The sequence below is a fragment of the Kitasatospora sp. NPDC088779 genome, from assembly GCF_040685395.1.
In the GTDB taxonomy this organism is placed as follows: domain Bacteria; phylum Actinomycetota; class Actinomycetes; order Streptomycetales; family Streptomycetaceae; genus Kitasatospora.
In genome coordinates, this window is record NZ_JBFBHW010000021.1 from 128,477 (window position 1) to 148,836 (window position 20,360).

Annotated in this window: 18 protein-coding genes; 8 read left to right on the forward strand and 10 right to left on the reverse strand. The window is 73.2% G+C overall.

Translation table 11 applies throughout. The annotated features are described in order from the left end of the window. Positions 1-121: 121 nt before the first annotated feature. Together AB0P03_RS21620 and AB0P03_RS21625 are read left to right on the forward strand one after the other, a co-directional pair. Positions 122-1,381 (forward strand): alpha/beta hydrolase-fold protein, encoded by a 1,260-nt coding sequence (locus AB0P03_RS21620; RefSeq protein WP_363630277.1) that lies wholly within the window; start codon positions 122-124, stop codon positions 1,379-1,381. 451 nt (positions 1,382-1,832) lie between these two features. Next, positions 1,833-1,955, forward strand: coding sequence for a hypothetical protein (locus AB0P03_RS21625; protein ID WP_363630279.1), 123 nt, complete (start codon positions 1,833-1,835; stop codon positions 1,953-1,955). 157 nt (positions 1,956-2,112) lie between these two features. On the opposite strand, the gene AB0P03_RS21630 is transcribed toward AB0P03_RS21625, so the two are convergent. Beyond that, the gene (locus AB0P03_RS21630; protein ID WP_363630281.1) at positions 2,113-2,667 is read right to left on the reverse strand and encodes a hypothetical protein; all 555 of its coding nucleotides are present in this window, start codon (positions 2,665-2,667) and stop codon (positions 2,113-2,115) included. A gap of 155 nt (positions 2,668-2,822) precedes the next feature. After that, entirely contained in the window at positions 2,823-3,719 is an 897-nt protein-coding gene (locus AB0P03_RS21635) for a LysR family transcriptional regulator (protein ID WP_363630283.1), read from the reverse strand. A gap of 70 nt (positions 3,720-3,789) precedes the next feature. On the opposite strand from AB0P03_RS21635, the gene AB0P03_RS21640 reads away from it, so the two are divergent. Both AB0P03_RS21640 and AB0P03_RS21645 read left to right on the forward strand, forming a co-directional pair. Next, the gene (locus AB0P03_RS21640) at positions 3,790-4,605 is read left to right on the forward strand and encodes a hypothetical protein (RefSeq protein WP_363630285.1); all 816 of its coding nucleotides are present in this window, start codon (positions 3,790-3,792) and stop codon (positions 4,603-4,605) included. Continuing rightward, a complete protein-coding gene (locus AB0P03_RS21645) occupies positions 4,602-5,243 on the forward strand; it encodes an HD domain-containing protein (RefSeq protein WP_363630287.1) in 642 nt (213 codons plus the stop codon). Before AB0P03_RS21640 ends, AB0P03_RS21645 begins: the two co-directional genes overlap by 4 nt. A 43-nt stretch (positions 5,244-5,286) precedes the next feature. Here the strand turns inward: AB0P03_RS21645 and AB0P03_RS21650 are convergent, their stop codons facing one another. Beyond that, positions 5,287-5,826 (reverse strand): GNAT family N-acetyltransferase, encoded by a 540-nt coding sequence (locus tag AB0P03_RS21650; protein WP_363584179.1) that lies wholly within the window; start codon positions 5,824-5,826, stop codon positions 5,287-5,289. Between the two features lie 101 nt (positions 5,827-5,927). On the opposite strand from AB0P03_RS21650, the gene AB0P03_RS21655 reads away from it, so the two are divergent. After that, complete coding sequence (locus tag AB0P03_RS21655; RefSeq protein WP_363630289.1) at positions 5,928-7,268, forward strand: histidine kinase; 1,341 nt, start codon at positions 5,928-5,930, stop codon at positions 7,266-7,268. Between the two features lie 3 nt (positions 7,269-7,271). On the opposite strand, the gene coaE is transcribed toward AB0P03_RS21655, so the two are convergent. Both coaE and AB0P03_RS21665 read right to left on the reverse strand, forming a co-directional pair. Then, on the reverse strand, positions 7,272-7,874 hold the full coding sequence (coaE, locus tag AB0P03_RS21660; protein WP_363584183.1) for a dephospho-CoA kinase: 603 nt from the start codon (positions 7,872-7,874) through the stop codon (positions 7,272-7,274). 88 nt (positions 7,875-7,962) lie between these two features. Next, on the reverse strand, positions 7,963-8,604 hold the full coding sequence (locus AB0P03_RS21665; RefSeq protein WP_363584185.1) for an MBL fold metallo-hydrolase: 642 nt from the start codon (positions 8,602-8,604) through the stop codon (positions 7,963-7,965). 62 nt (positions 8,605-8,666) lie between these two features. Between AB0P03_RS21665 and AB0P03_RS21670 the strand changes: the two genes are divergently transcribed. Then, positions 8,667-9,092 (forward strand): MarR family transcriptional regulator, encoded by a 426-nt coding sequence (locus AB0P03_RS21670; RefSeq protein ID WP_363630291.1) that lies wholly within the window; start codon positions 8,667-8,669, stop codon positions 9,090-9,092. Here the strand turns inward: AB0P03_RS21670 and AB0P03_RS21675 are convergent. Beyond that, positions 9,072-11,288 (reverse strand): MMPL family transporter, encoded by a 2,217-nt coding sequence (locus AB0P03_RS21675; protein ID WP_363584189.1) that lies wholly within the window; start codon positions 11,286-11,288, stop codon positions 9,072-9,074. The genes AB0P03_RS21670 and AB0P03_RS21675 overlap by 21 nt on opposite strands. A gap of 247 nt (positions 11,289-11,535) precedes the next feature. Next, on the reverse strand, positions 11,536-13,026 hold the full coding sequence (rpsA, locus tag AB0P03_RS21680) for a 30S ribosomal protein S1 (protein WP_063347134.1): 1,491 nt from the start codon (positions 13,024-13,026) through the stop codon (positions 11,536-11,538). 414 nt (positions 13,027-13,440) lie between these two features. Between rpsA and AB0P03_RS21685 the strand changes: the two genes are divergently transcribed. Beyond that, a complete protein-coding gene (locus tag AB0P03_RS21685) occupies positions 13,441-14,295 on the forward strand; it encodes a class I SAM-dependent methyltransferase (protein ID WP_363584190.1) in 855 nt (284 codons plus the stop codon). A gap of 4 nt (positions 14,296-14,299) precedes the next feature. Beyond that, positions 14,300-16,843: an ATP-dependent helicase HrpB gene (hrpB, locus tag AB0P03_RS21690; protein WP_363630293.1), complete on the forward strand. Its 2,544-nt coding sequence runs from the start codon at positions 14,300-14,302 to the stop codon at positions 16,841-16,843. A 43-nt stretch (positions 16,844-16,886) separates the two neighbouring features. On the opposite strand, the gene AB0P03_RS21695 is transcribed toward hrpB, so the two are convergent. From AB0P03_RS21695 to AB0P03_RS21705, 3 genes are all read right to left on the reverse strand, one after another. Further along, entirely contained in the window at positions 16,887-18,137 is a 1,251-nt protein-coding gene (locus tag AB0P03_RS21695) for a hypothetical protein (protein ID WP_363630295.1), read from the reverse strand. A 129-nt stretch (positions 18,138-18,266) separates the two neighbouring features. After that, positions 18,267-18,539, reverse strand: coding sequence for a DUF397 domain-containing protein (locus tag AB0P03_RS21700; RefSeq protein WP_363630297.1), 273 nt, complete (start codon positions 18,537-18,539; stop codon positions 18,267-18,269). 183 nt (positions 18,540-18,722) lie between these two features. Beyond that, positions 18,723-20,015 (reverse strand): tetratricopeptide repeat protein, encoded by a 1,293-nt coding sequence (locus tag AB0P03_RS21705; RefSeq protein WP_363584210.1) that lies wholly within the window; start codon positions 20,013-20,015, stop codon positions 18,723-18,725. Between the last annotated feature and the right edge of the window lie 345 nt (positions 20,016-20,360).

Consider the following 20,360-nt stretch of genomic DNA (forward strand, 5'->3'; position numbering starts at 1 on the left):
CCCCGGCCGCGCGCCCGTCAACCGGGGCCTACGCGGGCCACCGACGGTACCTCCCAGCCGCCTCCCAGCGACCTGTCAGCCTCTCATCGACTTCTCATCCGGCACCCCTAGCCTCCGCCAGATGAACGTCTCCCTGCTCGGCGGCTGGTTCCCCTGGACCGTCCAGGCCGCGGCCCTCGTCCTGTTCCTGGCCGCCCTCGGCTGGCGGGACCGGGCCTGGCGGCTGAAGTGGGGCCCGATCGCCCTCGGGACGGCGCTGCTGCTCACCGCCCTCGCCGCCGTCGGGGTGCTCACGCTCGCCGGGATCACCGATCCGATCCCGTTCGGGGTGTGGCTGTGGGGCGGGGTCGCGGTCGCGGCGGTCAGCGTGCTCGGGTTCGGCTGGCGCGGCGCCCGCTGGTGGCGCCGGGCGCTGGCGCCGCCGGCCGCGCTGCTCGCCCTGTTCTGCGCCGCCAACAGCGTGAACATCGCCACCGGCTACTACCCGACCCTCGACGACGCGATCGGCGAACTGGGCGGGCAGCCGCTGCCGGAGCAGATCACGCTCGCCGAACTCGGCTCCCTGCACGGGAAGACGAGGACCGGCCGCATCGTCCAGGTGGACATCCCGAGCACGGCCAGCGGCTTCACCCACCGCCAGGAGCTCGTCTACCTGCCGCCCGCGTGGTTCCGCAGCCAGAACCGGCCGAAGCTGCCGGCGCTGGAGCTGATCGGCGGCGAGTTCGCCGCGCCCGACAACTGGATCCGCTCCGGCAACGCGGTGAAGACCGCGGACGACTTCGCCGCCAAGCACAACGGCTTCGCGCCGATCCTCGTCTTCGTCGACGCGACCGGCGGCTTCCGGATCGACACCGAGTGCGTCGACGGCCCGCACGGCAACTCCGAGAGCCATCTGCTCAAGGACGTCCCGCCGTTCGTCCAGAAGACCTTCAACGCCGCCACCGACCCGCACAGGTGGGGCGTGGCCGGCTGGTCCATGGGCGGCACCTGCGCCGTCGACCTCACCGTCGAACACCCCGACGTCTTCACCCACTTCGGCGACTTCTCCGGCGACAAGGGCCCCGCCACCGGCGACAGGGACCACACCGTCCAGGAGCTGTACGGCGGCGACGCGACCGCCTGGGCCGCCCACGACCCGCTGACCGTCCTCGCCCACCACCCCAAGTACCAGGGCGTCTCCGGCTACTTCGGGCAGGGCGACGAGGAGCACGGCCAGATCGAGTCCGCCAGGGCCCTCAACGACGCCGCCCGGAAGGACGGCATCCGCACCACCACCGCCGTCGGCTCCGGCAAGCACACCTGGCAGACCGGGGCCGCCACCTTCGCCCAGGCCCTCCCCTGGCTCGCCCAGCAGCTCGGCGTCCCCGGCACCCACGCCTGATCCGCCACCGGTCCGGTCCGGGGCCGGGAGCGTGCCGGGGCGTGCCGGTCACCCGGAGGGAGGGCGGCGGATCCGGTCGGGGGAAAGCCTTGGCATCGGCCGTCCGCCGCGACCGGCCGCGGGCCCGCACGGGCGGGCGGGCCGGGGCTGCGACCGACCGGCGAACCCCCGCCCGACAGGGGGAATCCGCGACCGCGCGCCGTCCCGCCGACCGGTCGGGCGCCGAAGGCCCGCCATACCTTCCGACACGCCCGCACACACCTTCACCACCAACGCCCCCGCAACGGCCGGGTAAGGCGGCCTACCCGCCGGTATCCCGCTTTGCTCCCGGCGGCCCGGTGGCATAAGTTTCGACCGCCGTCGACGCAGCCGAGCCCGACCGCCCCTCGGAACAGAGGAGCGCAGCGGGCCGGCGGCCGGACGGCAGAACGTACGGGGGAAGGGAACAGCCATGCCGAGTGCCCGCATCCGCGAGGCGACCGGGCAGCGGGAACGGGCGGACGGCGCCGCGCGCACACGGCCCGGCACCACCGCGGGCCCGGCCCCGGCCCGCTCGGGCCGCTCGGGCCGCTGACCCGGCGCCGCGCCCCAGCCACCACCACAGAACCACCACAGACGGCCCCGCGCACCGCCGAGGCGGCGCCCGGGGCGGACGGCAGGTCGGCCCGTCCGGCACAGGGGACCGGACGGACCGACCGCCGCACCAGCACGAGGACCAGAGGGTCCGAGGGTCAGAGGCCGAGGCTGCTGAGCGCGGTGGTCCAGTCGGTCACGATGGCGCTGCGGGCGTCGTCGAGGCCGACCTTGCCCTTGCAGACCGCGTTCTTCAGCTTGGTCTCGACGCCGTCCTTGCCGGTCGCGGTCTGGCTGCCGTAGCGGGGCTCGGGCCAGAGGTTGCGCGGGTCGCGCGGGGCGCCGCCGAGCTCCAGCGGGACGAAGTGGTCCTCCTCGTAGTCGGACAGGTTGGTGTCCGCGTAGCCGTACTGCGCGATCTGCTGCGCCTTCAGCGCGTTGGTGTAGCTGGTCGGCGGGCGGACGGTGGAGGTCCAGCCGGAGACGCAGATGGTCTGGCCGATGGTGGCCTGGGTGACGTCCGGGTTGTAGGCGCCCGGCGTGCAGGACGGGTCGGGCAGCGGCAGGTAGGCCTGCGAACAACTCGCCGCGAGCGGACGGATCTTGACGGGCGAGCCCTTGGCGGGGGCGGCCTGCGCGGTGCCGGCCGCGAGCCCGGCGGCGGCGAGGACGGCCGCCGCGGCGACGACGGTGAGACGCTGACGGAGCATCATGTGGGGGATCTCCTGGGCCTTGCCCGGCCTCGCGCCGGGCGACTGTGCCCATGACAGCACCACCAATGCGACCACCGTCAGTCCCAGGACGTGAACGCCCGGTGATCGCGCCTCCACAAACACCGCGGGCGCCCGGCGCGATCCGGGGAGCGGGCTCAGGGCGTGCCCGACAGCAGCCGTGCCAGCAGCGCGGCCGACCCCTCCGGCAGGCTGCCGTGCACCAGTTCGGTGCGGTGCACCAGCCGCGGGGCGGCGATCGGCGCGGACGCGACGCCGGGCGCCCCGGCGAGGACGGACGCCGGGAGCAGGCTGAGCCCGTGCCCGGTGGCGACCAGGGCGAGCAGCCCGTGCACGTCGGTGCCCCGGTAGCGGGTGGCGGGGCGGAAGCCGTCGACACCGGCGGCGGCGCGCAGCCGGGCGGCGGTCGGGGTGAGGTCGGGGGCGTCGAGCCAGCGGGCGGCGGAGAGGTCGGCGAGCGCGACGCCGGTGCGGCCCGCGAGGGGGTGGCCGACCGGGAGGGCGACGGCGACGGGCTGCTCGTCGACGGCGACGGTGGTGAGCGGGCCGACGTCGGGCAGTGGCAGCGGGTCGCTGGGGGCGGCGAGGCCGTCGATCAGGGCGAGGTCGACCTCGCCGGTGGCGACCTGGGCGGGCAGCGCGTCCTGGGCGAGGACCCGGACGACGAGGTCGGCCGCCGGGTGGGCCCGGCGCACCTCGCCGAGTGCGCGCCCCAGGGTCGCTCCGACTGCCAGCGGGGTGGCTCCGAGCACCAGCCGGGCACTCGGGGCACCGGCCAGGCGTGCGACGTCGGCACGCGCCGCCTCCAGCCGGACCAGCAGGGGCGCCGCGTGCTCCAGCAACCGCAGGCCGGCCTCGGTCGGGCCGACCGGGCGGCGGCTGAGCAGGCCGGTCCCGAGGTCGGCCTCCAGGGCGGCGATCTGCTGGGAGACCGCGGACTGGGTGTAGCCGAGTTCCCGCGCGGCCTCGGAGAAGGAGCCGAGGCGGGTGACGGTGACGAAGGTGCGCAGCTGCTGCGGATCCACGGCAGTCATCAACTCTTCTGATCGAGGGGTAAGAAATCATCGTTGGCGCTGATCTCGGGTGCGGGGTCAGGATAGTCCCATGACCTACCTCACCCCGCGGATCGCCCTGGTCGGCGACCGCTCCCCCGCCGTCCGCTCGCACGCCCGCATCCCCGGCCTGCTCGACGCCCTCGCCGAGCGCGAGCAGCTCGTCCTGGACGCCTACTGGATCCCCACCGAGGACGCCGGGGCTCCCGGCGCCCTGGACGGCTTCGACGCAGTCTGGCTGCTCCCCGGCAGCCCCTACCGCAGCGAGGCGGGCGCGCTGGCCGCCGTCCGGACGGCCCGCGAGCGCGGCATCCCCTTCCTCGGCACCTGCGCCGGGTTCCAGCACGCGGTGCTGGAGTACGCCCGCAACGTCTGCGGCCTCGGCGGGGCCGTCCACGGCGAGGAGCACCCGGAGCGGGACGAGCAGGTGATCGTGCCGCTGGCCTGCTCCCTGGTCGGCCACGAGGGGGCGGTCGCGATCACCCCCGGCACGCTCGCCGAGCGCGTCCTCGGCACCACCCGCACCCTGGAGCGCTACCACTGCGCGTACGGCCTCAACGCCGACTACCTGGACCGACTGCGCGCGCACGGGCTGCGGTTCAGCGGCGCGGACGGCGCGGGCGAGGTGCGCGTCCTGGAACTGCCGGACCACCCGTTCTTCCTCGCCTCGCTCTTCCAGCCGGAGCTGTCCGGCGACGGCACCCGGGCGCACGCCATGATCCGCGCGCTGGCCGGCGCCGTCGTCGCCCACGCGGCGGGCTCACCGACCGCGACCGACCCGACCCCTGCCGACCGAACCGCCGCCGTACCGACCGCCACCGTCCCGGGCACCGACCCGAGCACCACCACCCTGGAGGCCACCGCATGACCGCCACCGAGATCGCCGGGGTGCGGATCCCCGACAGCCGCCTCGCCGCCGAGGCCACCGAGCTGGTCCGGGACGCCACCACCGAGCTGCTGTACCACCACTCCCGCCGGGTCTACCTGTTCGGCGCCCTCCAGGGCCGCCGCCGGGGGCTCGACTTCGATCCCGAACTCCTGTACCTGGCCGCGATGTTCCACGATCTCGGCCTGGGCCCCGAGCACCACGCCTCCGGTCGGCGCTTCGAGGTGGACAGCGCCGAGGCCGCCGCCGCGTTCCTGCGCGGGCACGGGGTGGACGAGCGGCGGGTGCGCCTGGTGTGGGAGGCGATCGCCCTGCACACCACGCCCGGCATCCCGGAGTTCCTGGAGCCGGAGATCGCGCTGACCACCGCCGGCGTGGAGTTGGACGTACTCGGCATCGGGTACGCGGACCTCGCCGCCGCCGACCGGGACGCCGTGGTCGCCGCCCATCCGCGCCCGGACTTCAAGCGCGGCATCCTGCGCGCCTTCCACGACGGCGTCGCGCCCAAGCCGGAGACCGCCTTCGGCAACGTCAAGGCGGACGTCCTCGCCCACTTCGACCCGGACTTCGAGCGGACCGACTTCGCCGCCGTGATCGAGAACTCCGCCTGGCCGGAGTGACCCCGCCCAGAACCCGCCCCCACCCCCATCCCCACAGGGCACGTCACATCGGCAGCGAGCGCAACCGCACCGGCCCCTCCGGCCACCCGGCGCCCTCCGCCAACGGCGCCCACATGGTGCGCAGCGGCATCACCGCCAACCGTCCCTCGGGCTGCTCCACCGTCACCTCCTCCGCGACCTCGCGGAATCCGAGCCCCCGGTAGAACGTGGCCAGCGGCGGGCGGCAGAACAGCAGCGCGTGGCGGTGGCCGAGGGTGCGGGCGTGGCCGAGGGCGGCCCGGACCACGGCCCGCGCGAGGCCGGCGCCGCGCCGGTCGGGGGCGACGGCGACGCCGCCGACGCCGATCGCCGCCAGGTCGGTGCCGCCGACGGTGAGCGGGAGCGGCACCAGGCCGGTGTGCGCGACGAGCCGGCCGTCGGCGGCCCGGATGCCGAAGTGGATGTCCTTGGGCAGCCAGGTCAGTCCGGTGTAGGCGACGCCGTACGGGTCGTCGCCGGGGCCGAGGATCTCGTCATGGTCGGCGCGGGTGTACTGCGGCAGCCGGACGACGGTCGGCGGCTCGGGAGAGAAACGATCATCCATCCGACCATGATCCCTTCCCGGGAAGGCGAATTCCAGGCTGTTCCCGGCCACTGCGGCCCGCTCGCCACCCCGGGCCGGACGGGGTGTGCGAGCATGCCCCCATGCGCCAGCCCACCCAGCAGCGGCCCCGACTCCGGCGCCCCACCGGCCGGTTGGACCCCACCCGTCACCAGCACCACCAGTCCACCGACCAGCCCGACGCCGCCCACCAAGCCGACGCCGCCCACCAGCCCCACGCCACCCACCACGCCGGCGCGGCCCACCGGACCCACCCCGCCGACCAGTTGGACTCCGCCCTCGCCGCGGTACCGCTGCCGGGCCCGCCGCTGCGCCTGCCCGGCCCGGTCGTCGCGCTCGGGCCGACCGTCCTGGTGCTGCTGGTGCTCGTCCCGCTCGCCGCGGGCGACCCCGACATCGGGCCGACCACCTCGGCACCGGTCAACGCGGGCCTGGTGGCGGCCGGCGCGCTCGCCCTCGCCGTCCGCCTGCGGTACCCGGCGGCCGTCGCCGCCGTCACCCTGCTGGGCGGCCAACTCCCGCTCGCCGTCGCCCTCTACGGGCTGGCCACGCGGCGCGGCGCCACCCGGGTGCCGGCCGTCCTGGCCGTGCTGGCCGGGGTGCGCCTGCTCCTCCCCATGGACCTCGGGGACGTCAGCAGCCTCTCCGCCCTCGCCAACCTGGCCGAGGACCCGCTGGTCTTCGGCGCCGTCCCGCTCGCCCTCGGCCTCACCGCCCACCATCGCGCCCGCGCCGTCGCCGCGCTCGCCGAACGCAACCGGCTGCTGGAGGCGGCCCGCCGGTACGCCGAGGAGCGCGCCGCCGCCGCCGAACGCGCCCGGCTCGCCCGGGAGATGCACGACGTGGTCTCCAACCGCGTCTCCCTCATCACCCTGCACGCCGGCGCCTGCCAGGTCGCGGCCGCCGACGACCCGACCGCCGTCCGGGAGACCCTCGGCCTGATCCGCACTCTCGGCCTCCAGGCCCTCACCGAGCTGCGCGGCCTGCTCGGCGTCCTCACCCCGGCCTCCGACCAGGGCCCCTCACTGCACGGACTGCCCGCCCTGGTCGAGGAGTCCCGCCAGGCCGGACTCGCCGTCGACCTCACCCTCACCGGCCCCGCCGAAGGACTGCCCGCACCCGGACCGGCCGTGCAGTACGCCACCTACCGGATCGTCCAGGAAGCCCTGACCAACGCCCACAAGCACGCCCCGGCCGCCGAGGTCGCCGTCACCGTCGAGGTCCACCCGGACGGGCTGCGCCTCGACATCGTCAACTCCCCCGCCACGGCGGCCGACCCGGACGGACTCCGGCTGCCCTCCGGCGGCCACGGCCTGGACGGCATGCGCACCCGCGCCGACGACCTCGGCGGCACCCTGCACGCCGGCCCCACCACCGAGGGCGGCTTCGCCGTCCGGGCCCGTCTGCCGCTGACCGCCGCCTGAACCTCAGGCAGCGGCGGCGCGCTTCACCAGCTCCGCCCACACCTCGTCGACCCGCGCCACGAGCGCCTCCAGCGGCCCGCCGTTGTCGATCACCACGTCGGCGATCGCCAGCCGGTCCGCCCGCGAGGCCTGCGCGGCCATCCGGGCCCGGGCCTCGTCCTCGGCCATCCCGCGCAGCCGCACCAGCCGCTCCACCCGCACGTCGTCGGCCGCGTCGACCACCACGACCAGGTCGTACAGCGGGGCGAGGCCGTTCTCCGCGAGCAGCGGCACGTCGTGCACCACCACCGCGTCCGGCGCGGCCGCGGCCTCCAGTTCGGCGGACCGGGCGCGCACCAGCGGGTGGACGATCGCGTTCAGCGCCTGGAGCCGCGCCGGGTCGGCGAACACGATCGCGCCGAGGGCCGGGCGGTCGAGCGCGCCGTCCTCGCGCAGCACCTGCGGCCCGAACTCGGCGGCCACGGCCGCCAGACCGTCCGTCCCGGGCGCGACCACCTCGCGGGCGATCACGTCGGAGTCCACGATCACCGCGCCGTGGGCGGCGAAGAGCCGGGACACCTCGCTCTTGCCGGCGCCGATGCCACCCGTCAGTCCGATCTTCAGCATGGCGTCAGGCTACCGGCGCCCGGACCGCCGGGACCAGCGGCCGACCATCGCGCAACCAGCACCGGTCCGGCCCCGCCTCCCGGCACCGTCAGCCCAGCTCCAGGCTCTCGCCCTCCCCGAGCACGGTCAGCTCCGCGCCCGTGCCCGGCCCGTCCGGCCCGAGCAGCCGGGTGGCGATCATGTGCCCGATCGGGCTCAGCGTCGCCTCGTGCACCGGCACCGCCACCCGCGGGGCGGCCTCCCGGACGTAGTCGACGACCTCACCGGCCTTGCTCCACGGCGCCGCGAGCGGCAGCAGCAGGGTGTCCACCGAGTGCGGCGGCACGGTGAAGGCGTCGCCGGGGTGGAACAGCCGGCCGTCGAAGAGGAAGCCGATGTTCTTCACCCGCGGGATGTCCCGGTGGATGACCGCGTGCCACTCGCCGTGCACGCTCACCCCGACCCCGCCGACCTCGAAGGCGTCGCCCTCGCCGACCACGGCGACGCGCTGCGCCACGCCGTCCAGTTGGGCGGCGACCGCGCTGTTGGTCCACACCCGAAGGGCCGGGTCGGCCTCCAGGGCGGCGCGCAGCCGGGCCTCCTCGAAGTGGTCCATGTGCTCGTGGGTGATCAGGACGGCGTCGGCCCCGGTCAGCGCGGCGGGGTCGGTGAACGCCCCGGGGTCGACGACGACGGTCGTCCCGTCGTGCTCCAGGCGTACGCAGGCGTGTCCGAACTTGGTGATCCTCATGCGGCAGACCATACAGCATGACTGTACAGTTTTGCTGCGGAGACTCCCGGTAGGCTTCTCCCATGAACAGTCCGGCTCCCGAAACCCTCGAACTCGCCGCCGAGCTGCGCGCCGCCATCGGCGACCTGGTCCGCTCCCTGCGCCCGGACGACGAGCTGCCGCAGAACCAGGCCGGCGTCCTCGGCGTCCTCGTCCGCGACGAACTCGCCTGCACCGTCGCCGAACTCGCCGAGCACCAGCGCGTCCGCCACCAGTCGATGGCCCGCACCGTCGCCCTGCTGACCGAGGCCGGGCTCGTCACCCAGCAGCCTCACCCCACCGACGGCCGGAAACTGCTGGTCACCGCGACCGGAGCGGGCCGCGCCGCCCTGCTGGAGCAGCGCGCCCGCCGGGAGCAGCGGATCGCCACCGCCATCGAGGCCCGCCTCACCCCGGAGGAGCGGCTGACCCTGAGGGCGGGCGTCGACCTACTGCGCCGACTGCGCTGAACCCACCAGGTCCCTGGCCTCCGGCCGCGGAGCCGGAACTGCCGTCGCGCCGACGGTCGGCAGTTCGACGTGCTCGCTCAGCCCGAAGCGCCGGTGCAGGCGCCGCAGCGGGGCGGGCGCCCACCAGTTGAACTCGCCGAACAGGCTCATCGCGGCGGGCACCAGCAGGCAGCGCACCAGGGTGGCGTCCACCGCGACGGCGACGGCCAGCGCGATGCCCATCTGCTTGACCATGAGCATGTCCCCGAGGGCGAACCCGGCGAACACGATCACCATCAGCAGCGCCGCCGAGGTGATGATCCGGCCACTGCGCTGGACCCCGAGCTCCACCGCCCTGGTGCAGCTGTGTCCCTTGTCCCGCAGTTCCTTGATCCGGGCGAGCAGGAACACCTCGTAGTCCATGGACAGCCCGAACGCGAAGGCGAAGACCAGCACCGGGATGAAGGTCTCCAGCCCGCCGGTGGGGCTGAAGCCGAGCAGCCCACTGAAGTACCCGTCCTGGAACACCAGGGTGAGCGCGCCGAGCGAGGCGCCCAGCGACAGCAGGTTCATCAGCAGCGCCTTGACCGGCATCACCACCGAGCCGGTCATCAGGAAGAGCAGCACCAGCGTGCCGACCGCGACCAGCCCGAGTGCCCAGGGGCCCCGCGACATCAGCTCGTCCTTGAAGTCGACGACCGAGGCCGCGCCGCCGGTGACATAGGTCTTCAGCCCGCCGCGGTCGGCCCGCAGCTCCTGGACGACCTGCTTGGCCTGGTGGCCCTGCGGGTCGCCGTGGACGAGCACGTCGACGGTGGACACCGAGTCGCTCACCGGGGTCACCGCCCGCACCCCGGCGACCCCGGGCAGCTTGGCGACGACGTCGTCCGCGTACGCCTGGGCGACGGGCGCGCCGCCCTCGACGACGACGGTGATCGGCGCGGCCGCGGCCTGCGGGAAGCGCTGGTCGACGGCGTCGGCGACCTGCCGCCCGGCCGAGGAGGCGGGCAGCACGGCGGCGCCGGAGTTGCGCATGTCGGCGTGCAGGAAGGGCGCGCCGGCGGCCATCAACAGGGCGACGCAGGCGAGCGCGACCGGCACCGCCCGCTTGCCGACCCGGCGGACGGTCCGGCTGAAGAAGCCCTCGTCGGGGACGGGCGCGGCGGGCGCCTTGATCCGGGAGCCGGCGAAGCCGAGCAGCGCGGGGATCAGGGTCAGCGCGGCGGCGACCGCGATCACCACCACGCTCACCCCGGCGGCGGCGACCGCGCCGAGCACCGGGCTGGTGAAGACGAACAGGCCGGAGAGCGCGACGGCGACGGTGAGGCCGGAGAAGGCGACGGTGCGCCCGGCGGTCGCGGCGGTGCGTTCGACGGCGGCGGCGATGCCCGCGCCGTGCCCGCGTTCCTCCCGGAAGCGGTTCACCATGAGCAGCGCGTAGTCGATCGAGAGCCCGAGCCCGAGCACGGTGGCGATCGGCAGCACGCTGGTGTCGATGTCCATGATCCGGCTGAAACCGAACATGGCCAGCAGCGCGCCGCCCACCGAGGCGACCGCGCCGATCACCGGCAGGCTGGCCGCGGCGAGGCCGCCGAAGACCAGCACCATGACGATCAGGGTGAGCGGCAGCGTCACCATCTCGCCGAAGCGGGTGTCCTGTTCGGTCTGCTTCTTGACCTCGTCCTGGAGCACCAGGTCCCCGCCGACGGTGACGTGGGCGCCGGCCTCGCCGTTCAGCGCGGCGAGGCGCTGGGTGACGGCGTCGGTCTGGGCGGAGGTGCTGGTGTCGGCCATCCGTACGGTGACCAGGCTCGCGGTGCCGTCGGCGGAGCGCAGTGCGGCGGGCGCCGGGCCGGTGCCGTAGGCGTCGAGCGCGGAGGAGACGCCGGGGAGGGCGGCGAGGTCGGCGGTGGCCTTGGTGACGGCGGCCCGTACGGCCGGGTCGTCGACCGGCTTCCCGTCCACGACGGCGGTGACGGTGCCGCGGGCCGGGTCGGTCGCGGCGACCACCGCGTTGCCCCGGTCGGCTTCGGCGGTGGCGGAGGAGGCACCGGCCACTGTTCCTTCGAAGACCCGGCCGCCGATCAGCACGCCCACGACCAGGACGGCGGCCCAGAGGCCGAGCACCCAGCGGCGGTGGCGGAAGCAGAACCGGCCGAGGGCGGCGAGCCGCCCGGGGACCGCGGGGTCGCCGGCAGCGGTGGGAGCGTTGCGCATCAAGGAGGCCTTTCGGGCAGCTCCCCTCAATGTAGGTGCAACCCGATGTTCGACCTATAGACGGACAATGAGCCACATCTCACAAAATTCCTTCACATAAACCACAAATAAGTGAAGGCGAAAAACGAAAGAACGTGAAGTAAAAGACCCCGACCAAAGGCGGAAAACGAAATGGGCCCCACCCGGATTTCTCCGGGTGGGGCCCACCGTTCAGCTATGCGCCAGGCACTGGCAGCGGGTCAGAGCTTCAGCTCTGGCCGCCCGCCAGCTTCTCGCGCAGGGCCGCCAGGGCCTCGTCCGAGGCGAGAGCGCCGGAGCCCTCGTCGCTGCTGGACGAGTAGGAGCCACCGGCAGCGGCGGCGACGGCGTCGCCACCCTCGGCAGCGGCCTCGGCGTCGGCCTCACGGCTCTTGATGACCTGGGCCTGGTGCTGCTCGAAGCGGGACTGCGCCTCGGCGTACTGGCGCTCCCACTCCTCACGCTGCTTCTCGAAGCCGGCCAGCCAGTCGTTCGCCTCGGGGTCGAAGCCCTCCGGGTAGATGTAGTTGCCCTGGTCGTCGTACGAGGCGGCCATGCCGTACAGGGTCGGGTCGAACTCGACCTCGGCCGGGTTGGCACCCAGCGCCTCGTTGGCCTGCTTGAGCGACAGGCTGATGCGGCGACGCTCGAGGTCGATGTCGATGACCTTGACGAAGATCTCGTCGCCGACCTGGACGACCTGCTCCGGGATCTCCACGTGGCGCTCGGCCAGCTCGGAGATGTGGACCAGACCCTCGATGCCCTCGTCCACGCGGACGAACGCACCGAACGGAACCAGCTTGGTGACCTTACCCGGAACGACCTGGCCGATCTGGTGGGTACGGGCGAACTGCTGCCACGGGTCCTCCTGGGTCGCCTTCAGCGACAGGGAGACGCGCTCGCGGTCCATGTCAACGTCGAGAACCTCGACGGTGACCTCCTGGCCGACCTCGACAACCTCGGACGGGTGGTCGATGTGCTTCCAGGACAGCTCGGAGACGTGCACCAGGCCGTCGACGCCACCCAGGTCCACGAAGGCACCGAAGTTGACGATCGAGGAGACGACGCCGGAGCGCACCTGGCCCTTCTGCAGGGTGGTGAGGAAGGTCTGGCGGACCTCGCTCTGGGTCTGCTCCAGCCAGGCACGGCGGGACAGGACCACGTTGTTGCGGTTCTTGTCCAGCTCGATGATCTTGGCCTCGAGCTCCTTGCCCACGTAGGGCTGGAGGTCGCGGACGCGGCGCATCTCGACGAGCGAGGCCGGCAGGAAGCCACGGAGGCCGATGTCGAGGATGAGACCACCCTTGACGACCTCGATGACGGTACCGGTGACGATGCCGTCCTCTTCCTTGATCTTCTCGATCGTGCCCCAGGCACGCTCGTACTGAGCGCGCTTCTTGGACAGGATGAGACGACCCTCCTTGTCCTCCTTCTGGAGAACCAGGGCCTCGATGTTGTCACCGACGGCGACGACCTCGTGCGGGTCGACGTCGTGCTTGATCGAGAGCTCGCGGGACGGGATGACGCCCTCGGTCTTGTAACCGATGTCGAGGAGGACCTCGTCACGGTCGACCTTCACGATGACGCCCTCGACGATGTCGCCATCGTTGAAGTACTTGATGGTCTCGTCGATGGCGGCGAGGAACGCCTCGGCGTCGCCGATGTCGTTGACCGCGACCTGCGGGGTGGTGCTGAGGGAGGAGTCGGTGGGGCTCGTCATTAGGAAAAGGGCTCCGGTACGGACATGAAAGTCGTAGGTAATGCCACGCGGAGGGCCCGTATCGCTCCCACCGAAAGCCGGACAGCCAAGAACACGGCGCACCGGCATTCCCGCACAGCGAGAAATCCGGCGTCCGTCTTGCGACCGTGGGGTCTTCGACAGATGCGAGCGCGACCTGCTCCGTCTGAGGCGCGCAGGCCCGCAGCGCAACTTGTAGCATACGGGGACGGCCAGGCACGGTCAACGCCAAGAGCGGCAAGACGGTGGAGCCCGGTGTGGATCAGGCCATATCCTCCGATTGCGCACCTTGCGGTGGCGCCCGAAGGGGGCCCTTCCCCGGATGCCACCACCAGGATCGGGTCCTTGACGGGCCCGGTCTCGGCAGCGGCGCTTCCGCACTCCACACCCTACGCGATGGGCATTATCACCGTGGCCACCACCCCCCAGTCCGACCTGCATGATCTTGACGGCGACGGCGACGACGCGGTACGGCGCGCGGCCGGCACCGGGGAGAGCAGCCGGGCCAGCCGGCACTGGTGGGACCGCAACGCCGACGAGTACCAGGACGAGCACGGGGAGTTCCTCGGCGACGACCGCTTCACCTGGTGCCCCGAAGGCCTCGACGAGGCCGACGCCCACCTCCTCGGCGAGGTCGCGGACAAGGACGTGCTGGAGATCGGTGCCGGCGCCGCCCAGTGCTCGCGCTGGCTGGCCGGCCGCGGCGCCCGCCCCGTCGCCCTGGACATCTCCCACCGCCAACTCCAGCACTCCCGCCGGATCGACCTCGGCCGCGGCGCCACCCCCGTCGCCGTCGTCCAGGCCGACGCCGCCGTCCTGCCCTTCGCCGACGCCTCCTTCGACCTCGCCTGCTCCGCCTACGGCGCCGTCCCGTTCAGCGCCGACACCGCCGCCCTGATGCGGGAGGTGCACCGGGTGCTGCGCCCCGGCGGCCGCTGGGTGTTCTCCGTCACCCACCCGATCCGCTGGGCCTTCCCCGACGAGCCCGGCGTCGAGGGCCTCACCGCCGCCTCCTCCTACTTCGACCGCACCCCCTACGTCGAGGAGGACGAGCACGGCCGTGCCAGCTACGTCGAGCACCACCGCACCATCGGCGACCGGGTCCGCGAACTCGTCGGCGCCGGCTTCCGGTTGACCGACCTGGTCGAGCCCGAGTGGCCGGTCGGCCTGGAGCAGGAGTGGGGCGGCTGGTCCCCGCTGCGCGGGCGGCTGATCCCCGGCACCGCGATCTTCGTCGCCGAGCGGGGCTGACGCCTTGCCGAACGCCGCCTTGCCCAACCCCGCCTCGCCGAACCCCGCCTGGCGCGAACTGCCCGTCCGCAGCGCCCTGCCCGCACTGCACGACGCGCTGGACGGGCCGGGCACCGCCGTCCTCGCCGCCCCGCCCGGCACCGGCAAGACGACGCTGGTGCCGCTCGCGCTCGCCGGTCTGCTCGATCCCGGGCGTCCGACGCTTCGCGTGCTGGTCGCCGAACCGCGCCGGCTCGCCGTCCGGGCCGCCGCCCGGCGGATGGCCTGGCTGCTGGGCGAGGCGGTCGGCGGGCAGGTCGGCTACACCGTGCGCGGGGACCGTCGCGTCGGGCCCTCCACCGTCGTCGAGGTGGTCACCACCGGCGTACTGCTGCAACGGCTCCAGCGCGACCAGGAGTTGCCCGGAGTGGACGTGGTCGTCCTGGACGAGTGCCACGAACGGCACCTGGACGCCGACACCGCGCTCGCCTTCCTCCTCGACGTCCGGGCGGCACTGCGGCCCGAACTGCGGCTGGTCTGCGCCTCGGCCACCTCCGACACCGAGGCCTGGGCCGAACTCCTCGGCGGCGCGCCGGTGGTGGAGGCGCACGGGGTCTCCCACCCGGTCGAGACGGTGTGGGCACCGCCGCCGCGCGCCGTCCGGCCCGCCCACGGCACCCGGGTCGACCCGGCGCTGCTCGACCACGTCGCCGCCACCGTCCGGCGGGCGCTCGCCGAGCAGGCGGGCGACGTGCTCTGCTTCCTGCCCGGCGTCGGCGAGATCAGCCGTGTCGCCGGGCAGTTGTCCACCGTGGCGGCGGACGTACTACAACTCCACGGCCGCGCCCCGCAGGCCGTCCAGGACGCCGCCCTCACCCCCTCGGACGGCCGCCGCGTCGTGCTCGCCACCGCCGTCGCCGAGTCCTCGCTCACCGTGCCCGGCGTGCGGATCGTGGTCGACGCCGGGCTCGCCCGCGAACCGCGCACCGACCACGCCCGCGGCCTGGCCGGCCTGGTCACCGTCCGCGCCTCGCTCGCCGCCGCCCGCCAGCGCGCCGGCCGTGCGGGCCGCGAGGCCCCCGGCACCGTGTACCGCTGCTGGAACGAGGCCGAGGACGCCCTCGCCGCCCGCTTCCCCACAGCGGAAATCGCCCTCGCCGACCTCACCGCGTTCGCTCTCCAGGCCGCCTGCTGGGGCGACCCGGACGCCACCGGCCTCGCCCTGCCCGACGCCCCGCCCGCCGGGGCGATGGCCGCCGCCCGGCAGACCCTCCAGGCCCTCGGCGCCGTCGACGCCGACGGCCGGGCCACCCCGCGCGGCGTCCGCCTCGCCCGCACCGGGCTGCACCCCCGGCTGGGGCGCGCGCTCGTCGACGGCGCCCCTGCCGTCGGCGCCCGTCGAGCGGCCGAGGTGGTCGCCCTGCTCTCCGAGGAACCGCCGCGCGCCCTCGGCGACGACCTCGGCGCGGTCTGGCGGGCGGTCCGCTCCGCCAACGACCCCTACGCCGGCCACTGGCGCGAGGAAGTCCGCCGCCTGCTGCGCGCCACCGGCTCCGAACCCGCCACTCAGCTGCCCGACACGACCGCCGCCGGCCTCGTCGTCGCCCTCGCCTTCCCCGAACGCATCGCCCGCGCCCGGGTCGAACGCCCCGCCCCCGGCGAGCGCAGCCCGTACCTGATGGCCTCCGGGACGGCGGCCGAACTCGCGCCCGGCACCGCGCTCGGCGCACTGCCGTGGCTCGCCATCGCAGTCGCCGACCGCCCGGCCGGCTCCCCGTCCGCCCGCATCCTGCACGCTGCGGCACTGGACGAGGACACCGCCCGGCTTGCCGGTGCCTCGCTGCTCGAATCCCGCGAGGAAGTCCACTGGGACACCCGCCGCGACGAGGTCGTCTCCCGCCGGGTCGAGTCGCTGGGCGCGATCGAACTCGCCGAGAAGCCGCTCAGCCGCCCCGACCGGGCCCTCGTCCGGGGCGCCATCCTCGAAGGCCTGGCCCGCGAGGGCATCAGCACCCTGCTGACGTTCCCCTCCGGCCTGCGCGAACGCCTCGCCTTCCTCCACACCGCCATGGGCGACCCCTGGCCGGACGTCTCCGACGCCGCGCTGCTGGAACGCGCCGACGAGTGGCTGGAGCCCGAACTCTCCCGCGCCCGTCGCCGCGCCGACCTCGCCCGCATCGATACGACTGCCGCCCTGCAACGCCTGCTCCCCTGGGCCACCGGCGAGGCAGGCCGCCTGGACGAGCTGGCCCCCGAACGCATCACCGTGCCGTCCGGCTCGAAGATACGGGTCGACTACAGCACCGAACGTCCGGTGCTGGCCGTCAAGTTGCAGGAACTCTTCGGCTGGACCAAGACCCCTGCCCTGGCCGCCGGCCGCGTCCCGCTGACCATTCACCTGCTCTCCCCCGCCGGCCGCCCCGCCGCCGTCACCGGCGACCTGGAGAGCTTCTGGCAGAACGGCTACCGCGCCGTCCGCGCAGAGCTGAGAGGCCGCTACCCCCGCCACCCCTGGCCCGAGGACCCGTCGACGGCAGAGCCCACCCGCCGCCTCAACCCGCGGAACTGACACTCCTCCTCGGCGGGGTCGGGATTCCCGGCTCGCGCTGCCGTCAGGAGATCGAGAAGCCCAGCTGGTTCACCACCGGCGTCATCGGCACGTAGAGCACCTGCGCGTAGCAGGTCGTCGAGTGTGCCGTCGATCCAGCCGGGCAACCGACCTCCGACCTTCCGGCCACGATCACGCCGCGAGCCTCCATGTCGCCGTTCGCGCCGGACGGGTTGGCGAGTGCGGGGCCGCCGCTGTCGCCCTTCGCGCCGATCGCCCGTCGGTCACCACCCTTCGACTCCGCGATGTCCACCGGCTTGATCTTCGTCCCCTCGTCGTTCGTCGTCTCGACATCGACCTTCTTGACCGCCACATCGCACTTCCACCCCGACCGGGCGCCGCTGAGGCAGACGAGGTCCCCCACGTTGTTGCGTCCGATCCCGTACGTGCGTCGCGACGAACCGCTGCTGTCCGACCAGGCACCGTCGTAGAACCGGCCGGTGCCGTTGCCGTTGATCGCGATCATGCCGACGTCCAAACCGTCGCCGATCGCGTACAGGTCGCCGATGTAGCCGCCGGTGCCGTTGTAGTACCGGCCGCCGCCGCAGTGTGCGGCGGTCAGCAGCACCCTCGTCCTGTCCTTCCAACCGCTGAACGCGGTCGAGCAGAACGAGGCCTTGCCGGTGTTGACCTCGGCGCCCGCGTAGTACGGCGCGCTGTCGGAGTGCCGGCTGCCGGACAGCGCTGCAGGGATGCCCTCGACGGTGGCCGTCACCGGCATCCCGGCGATCTCGGCGGCCGTCCGGGAGTACGCCTGCTCGGTCGTGGCGCCGCCGGTCGGCCGGGTCGCCTTCGTCGGCACGTACGTGATCGCGATGGCGGTGCCGTCCTCCTGCGGGCCGATCGACGTCCATACCTCGGGCGCCACAGCGGCGGTGAACCGGTCGATCGCGGCGCGCATCTCCGCGCGGGAGTAAGGGCTTTGGTGAACGTCGACGGTGTAGCCGGGGCCGGCGTTCGCGTCGAGCAGCGCCCGGACCTCGGTCGGGGCCTCGCCCTTCCAGTAGATGTCGGCGTGCTGGTTCGACGCGTCGATCACGGTCCCGGCGTAGCCGTCCGCCGCCGGAGCGCCGGACTCCACCCAGTCCTGCACCGGGTCCGTCATGCGGTGGAGCCTCTGCTGGGCTTGCGGGTCGCGGAGCACCGGCAGGCTGACCGACGGGACCGGCCCGTCCGGCGCGGCGTCGGCGGCGACGAGGGCGGAGGCGGTCACGGCGGACAGGGCCAGGAACAGCATGAGGCGGGAGCGGCGCATACGCGGTCCTTCGACGGGGCTGGCGGGCCGACACCCAGCGTAGGGACCGATCCGCGTTTCGCCTGGTCAGAAGGCGCGTTTCAGACTGCGGCAGGCGCACGCGGAAGACGATGCGCCCCCGGCGGCGGGTCACTGCTCCGGGAAGTCACCGGCCTGGACGAAGGAGAGGAAGGACGTCCAGGCCGAGGCCGGGAAGACGAGCACCGGCCCGTGCGGGTCCTTGGAGTCACGCACCGGGACGCCGCCCGGAAGGGATCCGAGGGCCACCTCGATGCACTCGCCCCCATCGTCCCCGCTATAGCTGCTCTTGCGCCACGCGACGGCCACCTCGATGCACTGTCCGCCGTTGCTGCTGTAGCTGCTCTTCCGCCAGACGGCTCTGGCGAGCTCGTTTCGCGTCATCCTTGTACCCTTCCAGCGCATCACGAATCAGCGTAGGCGAGTTACTCACCGGGAGTATCTCACTGCGAAGCCGACCATAGACGCGCCGGTGTGCAGCGACGACTTCCGAATCATTGCTCGGATGCGCTCGATCCAAGCTCTCCGAGGAGACATAGTTCTGCCCATTGGGCATCTCCAGCCCGATCAGGCCGCCTTCGCCATCGGCCGGGCACGGTCGTACAAGTCGCGCGCGTACCGGTTGCCCTGGTGGGGCTTGATCATGGCCATCATCGAGCGGAAGCGGTCGTCGGCCCGACCGGACTGGACAGCCGGGTAGTCATCGAGAGCTCGATGCCAGTCCGCACAGGCTTCTTCGAGGCGGCCGGCCTGCAACTTCCACTCTGCGAGCATGCCGGTCATCCGCACCCGATTGCGCACGTACACCGAGTACCGCAGGCGGTCGGACGCCTCCATCGCGGTGATGGCGCCAGGTTTGTCGCCGAGCTCCCAGCGGACCTTGGCCTCGTGGTAGGCGAGGGAGGACGGATCGTAGGAGCCGAACGCCTTCGCCTTGGACTCGGCCTGCTCCATCGCGACTTCCGCCATCCGCAGGTGGTACAAGGCTCCGGCCCTGTCTCCGGTCTGGGCGGTGGCGTGGGCCTGTTGGCCCGCGAGGAAGGCCCTCATCCGGGGGCCGGCCTGCGGGGAGGCAGCCGAGGCGGCATCCGCGAACCGCGTGGCGGCACTGCCATGGCCGAGGTCGACGGCCTGCACACTCATGCCGCGCAGAGTGGTGCAGTACGTGAGGTGATCGCCCGCATGCCCTGCCAGTTCCAGAGCCTTCATGTAGTAGCGCTGGGCCAGGGCATCGTGACGCTCGTCCATCGCCATGTAGCCGGTCAGGTAGCAGTGGTCGGCGGCGGCCGACAGCATCGCCTCGCGAACGTCCTCGGTGGCGTCCGCCTGTAGGTACGGGGCGATCGTGTTGACCAGGAACGAGGCGGCCATCGGTCGTGCCATCCGGCCACCGAACTGGTCGTCCAGGTCGCTGATCCGTTCGGTCATGGCGGCGACCGACTGGACCTCTGCCATGCCGATCCGCAGGTGCGGGTTGGTCCGCAGTTTCTCGAAACGGCCTACCAGGTCGGGCCAACCCGGAATGGTGAGAGCCACCGAGTACAAGCTGGCTGTGAGAACTCCGCGCCGGGATGGGTCCATATCGAGGCTCCCCAGATCGATCAGCCCTGACACCGTATCCGTCGACTCGTCAACGGTGGTAGGCCTGTCGCGAAATCCGGCCTCGAAAGCGGTGATCGGCCGCTTGAGTCTCCGTGCCAGCGCTTCCAAGACCACCGGCAGGGCCTTCGCCGCAGGCGAAGTGCCGCCGAGCCAGTGAGAAACAGCCGAGGCATCGTACTTGAGCCGCTGCCCAGCCTCGGTACCGGTCCGGTTGACGGCCCGCGCCAATTCGCCGTTGCCCCAGGCGGCTTCGGTCATCAACGAAGCGAGCTTTCGGTTCGGTTCGCGGTCGGTTCGCACGACAGTTCCCCCCTGCAGACGGGTTTCAAGGGTTTCAACTTCCCGGCTCGGCTCGGCCATAGCCGACCACAGGACAGGACGGTTGACTGTTCGTCATCAGTCAATCACCAGCAGTGGTGAAGTTAACCCCATTCCGCCCCTGAGGTGCACAACCATGCTCGTTTCCCGTCGGCCCCGCACGTTCGCCGCCCGCCTCGACTCGCGGACCGAATCCACCCCCGTCGCCCGGCAGTTGCTCCGCGCCTACCTCGCCGCCCTCCCCACCGGCGACCGCTACCGCGACACCGCCGAACTCCTCCTCGG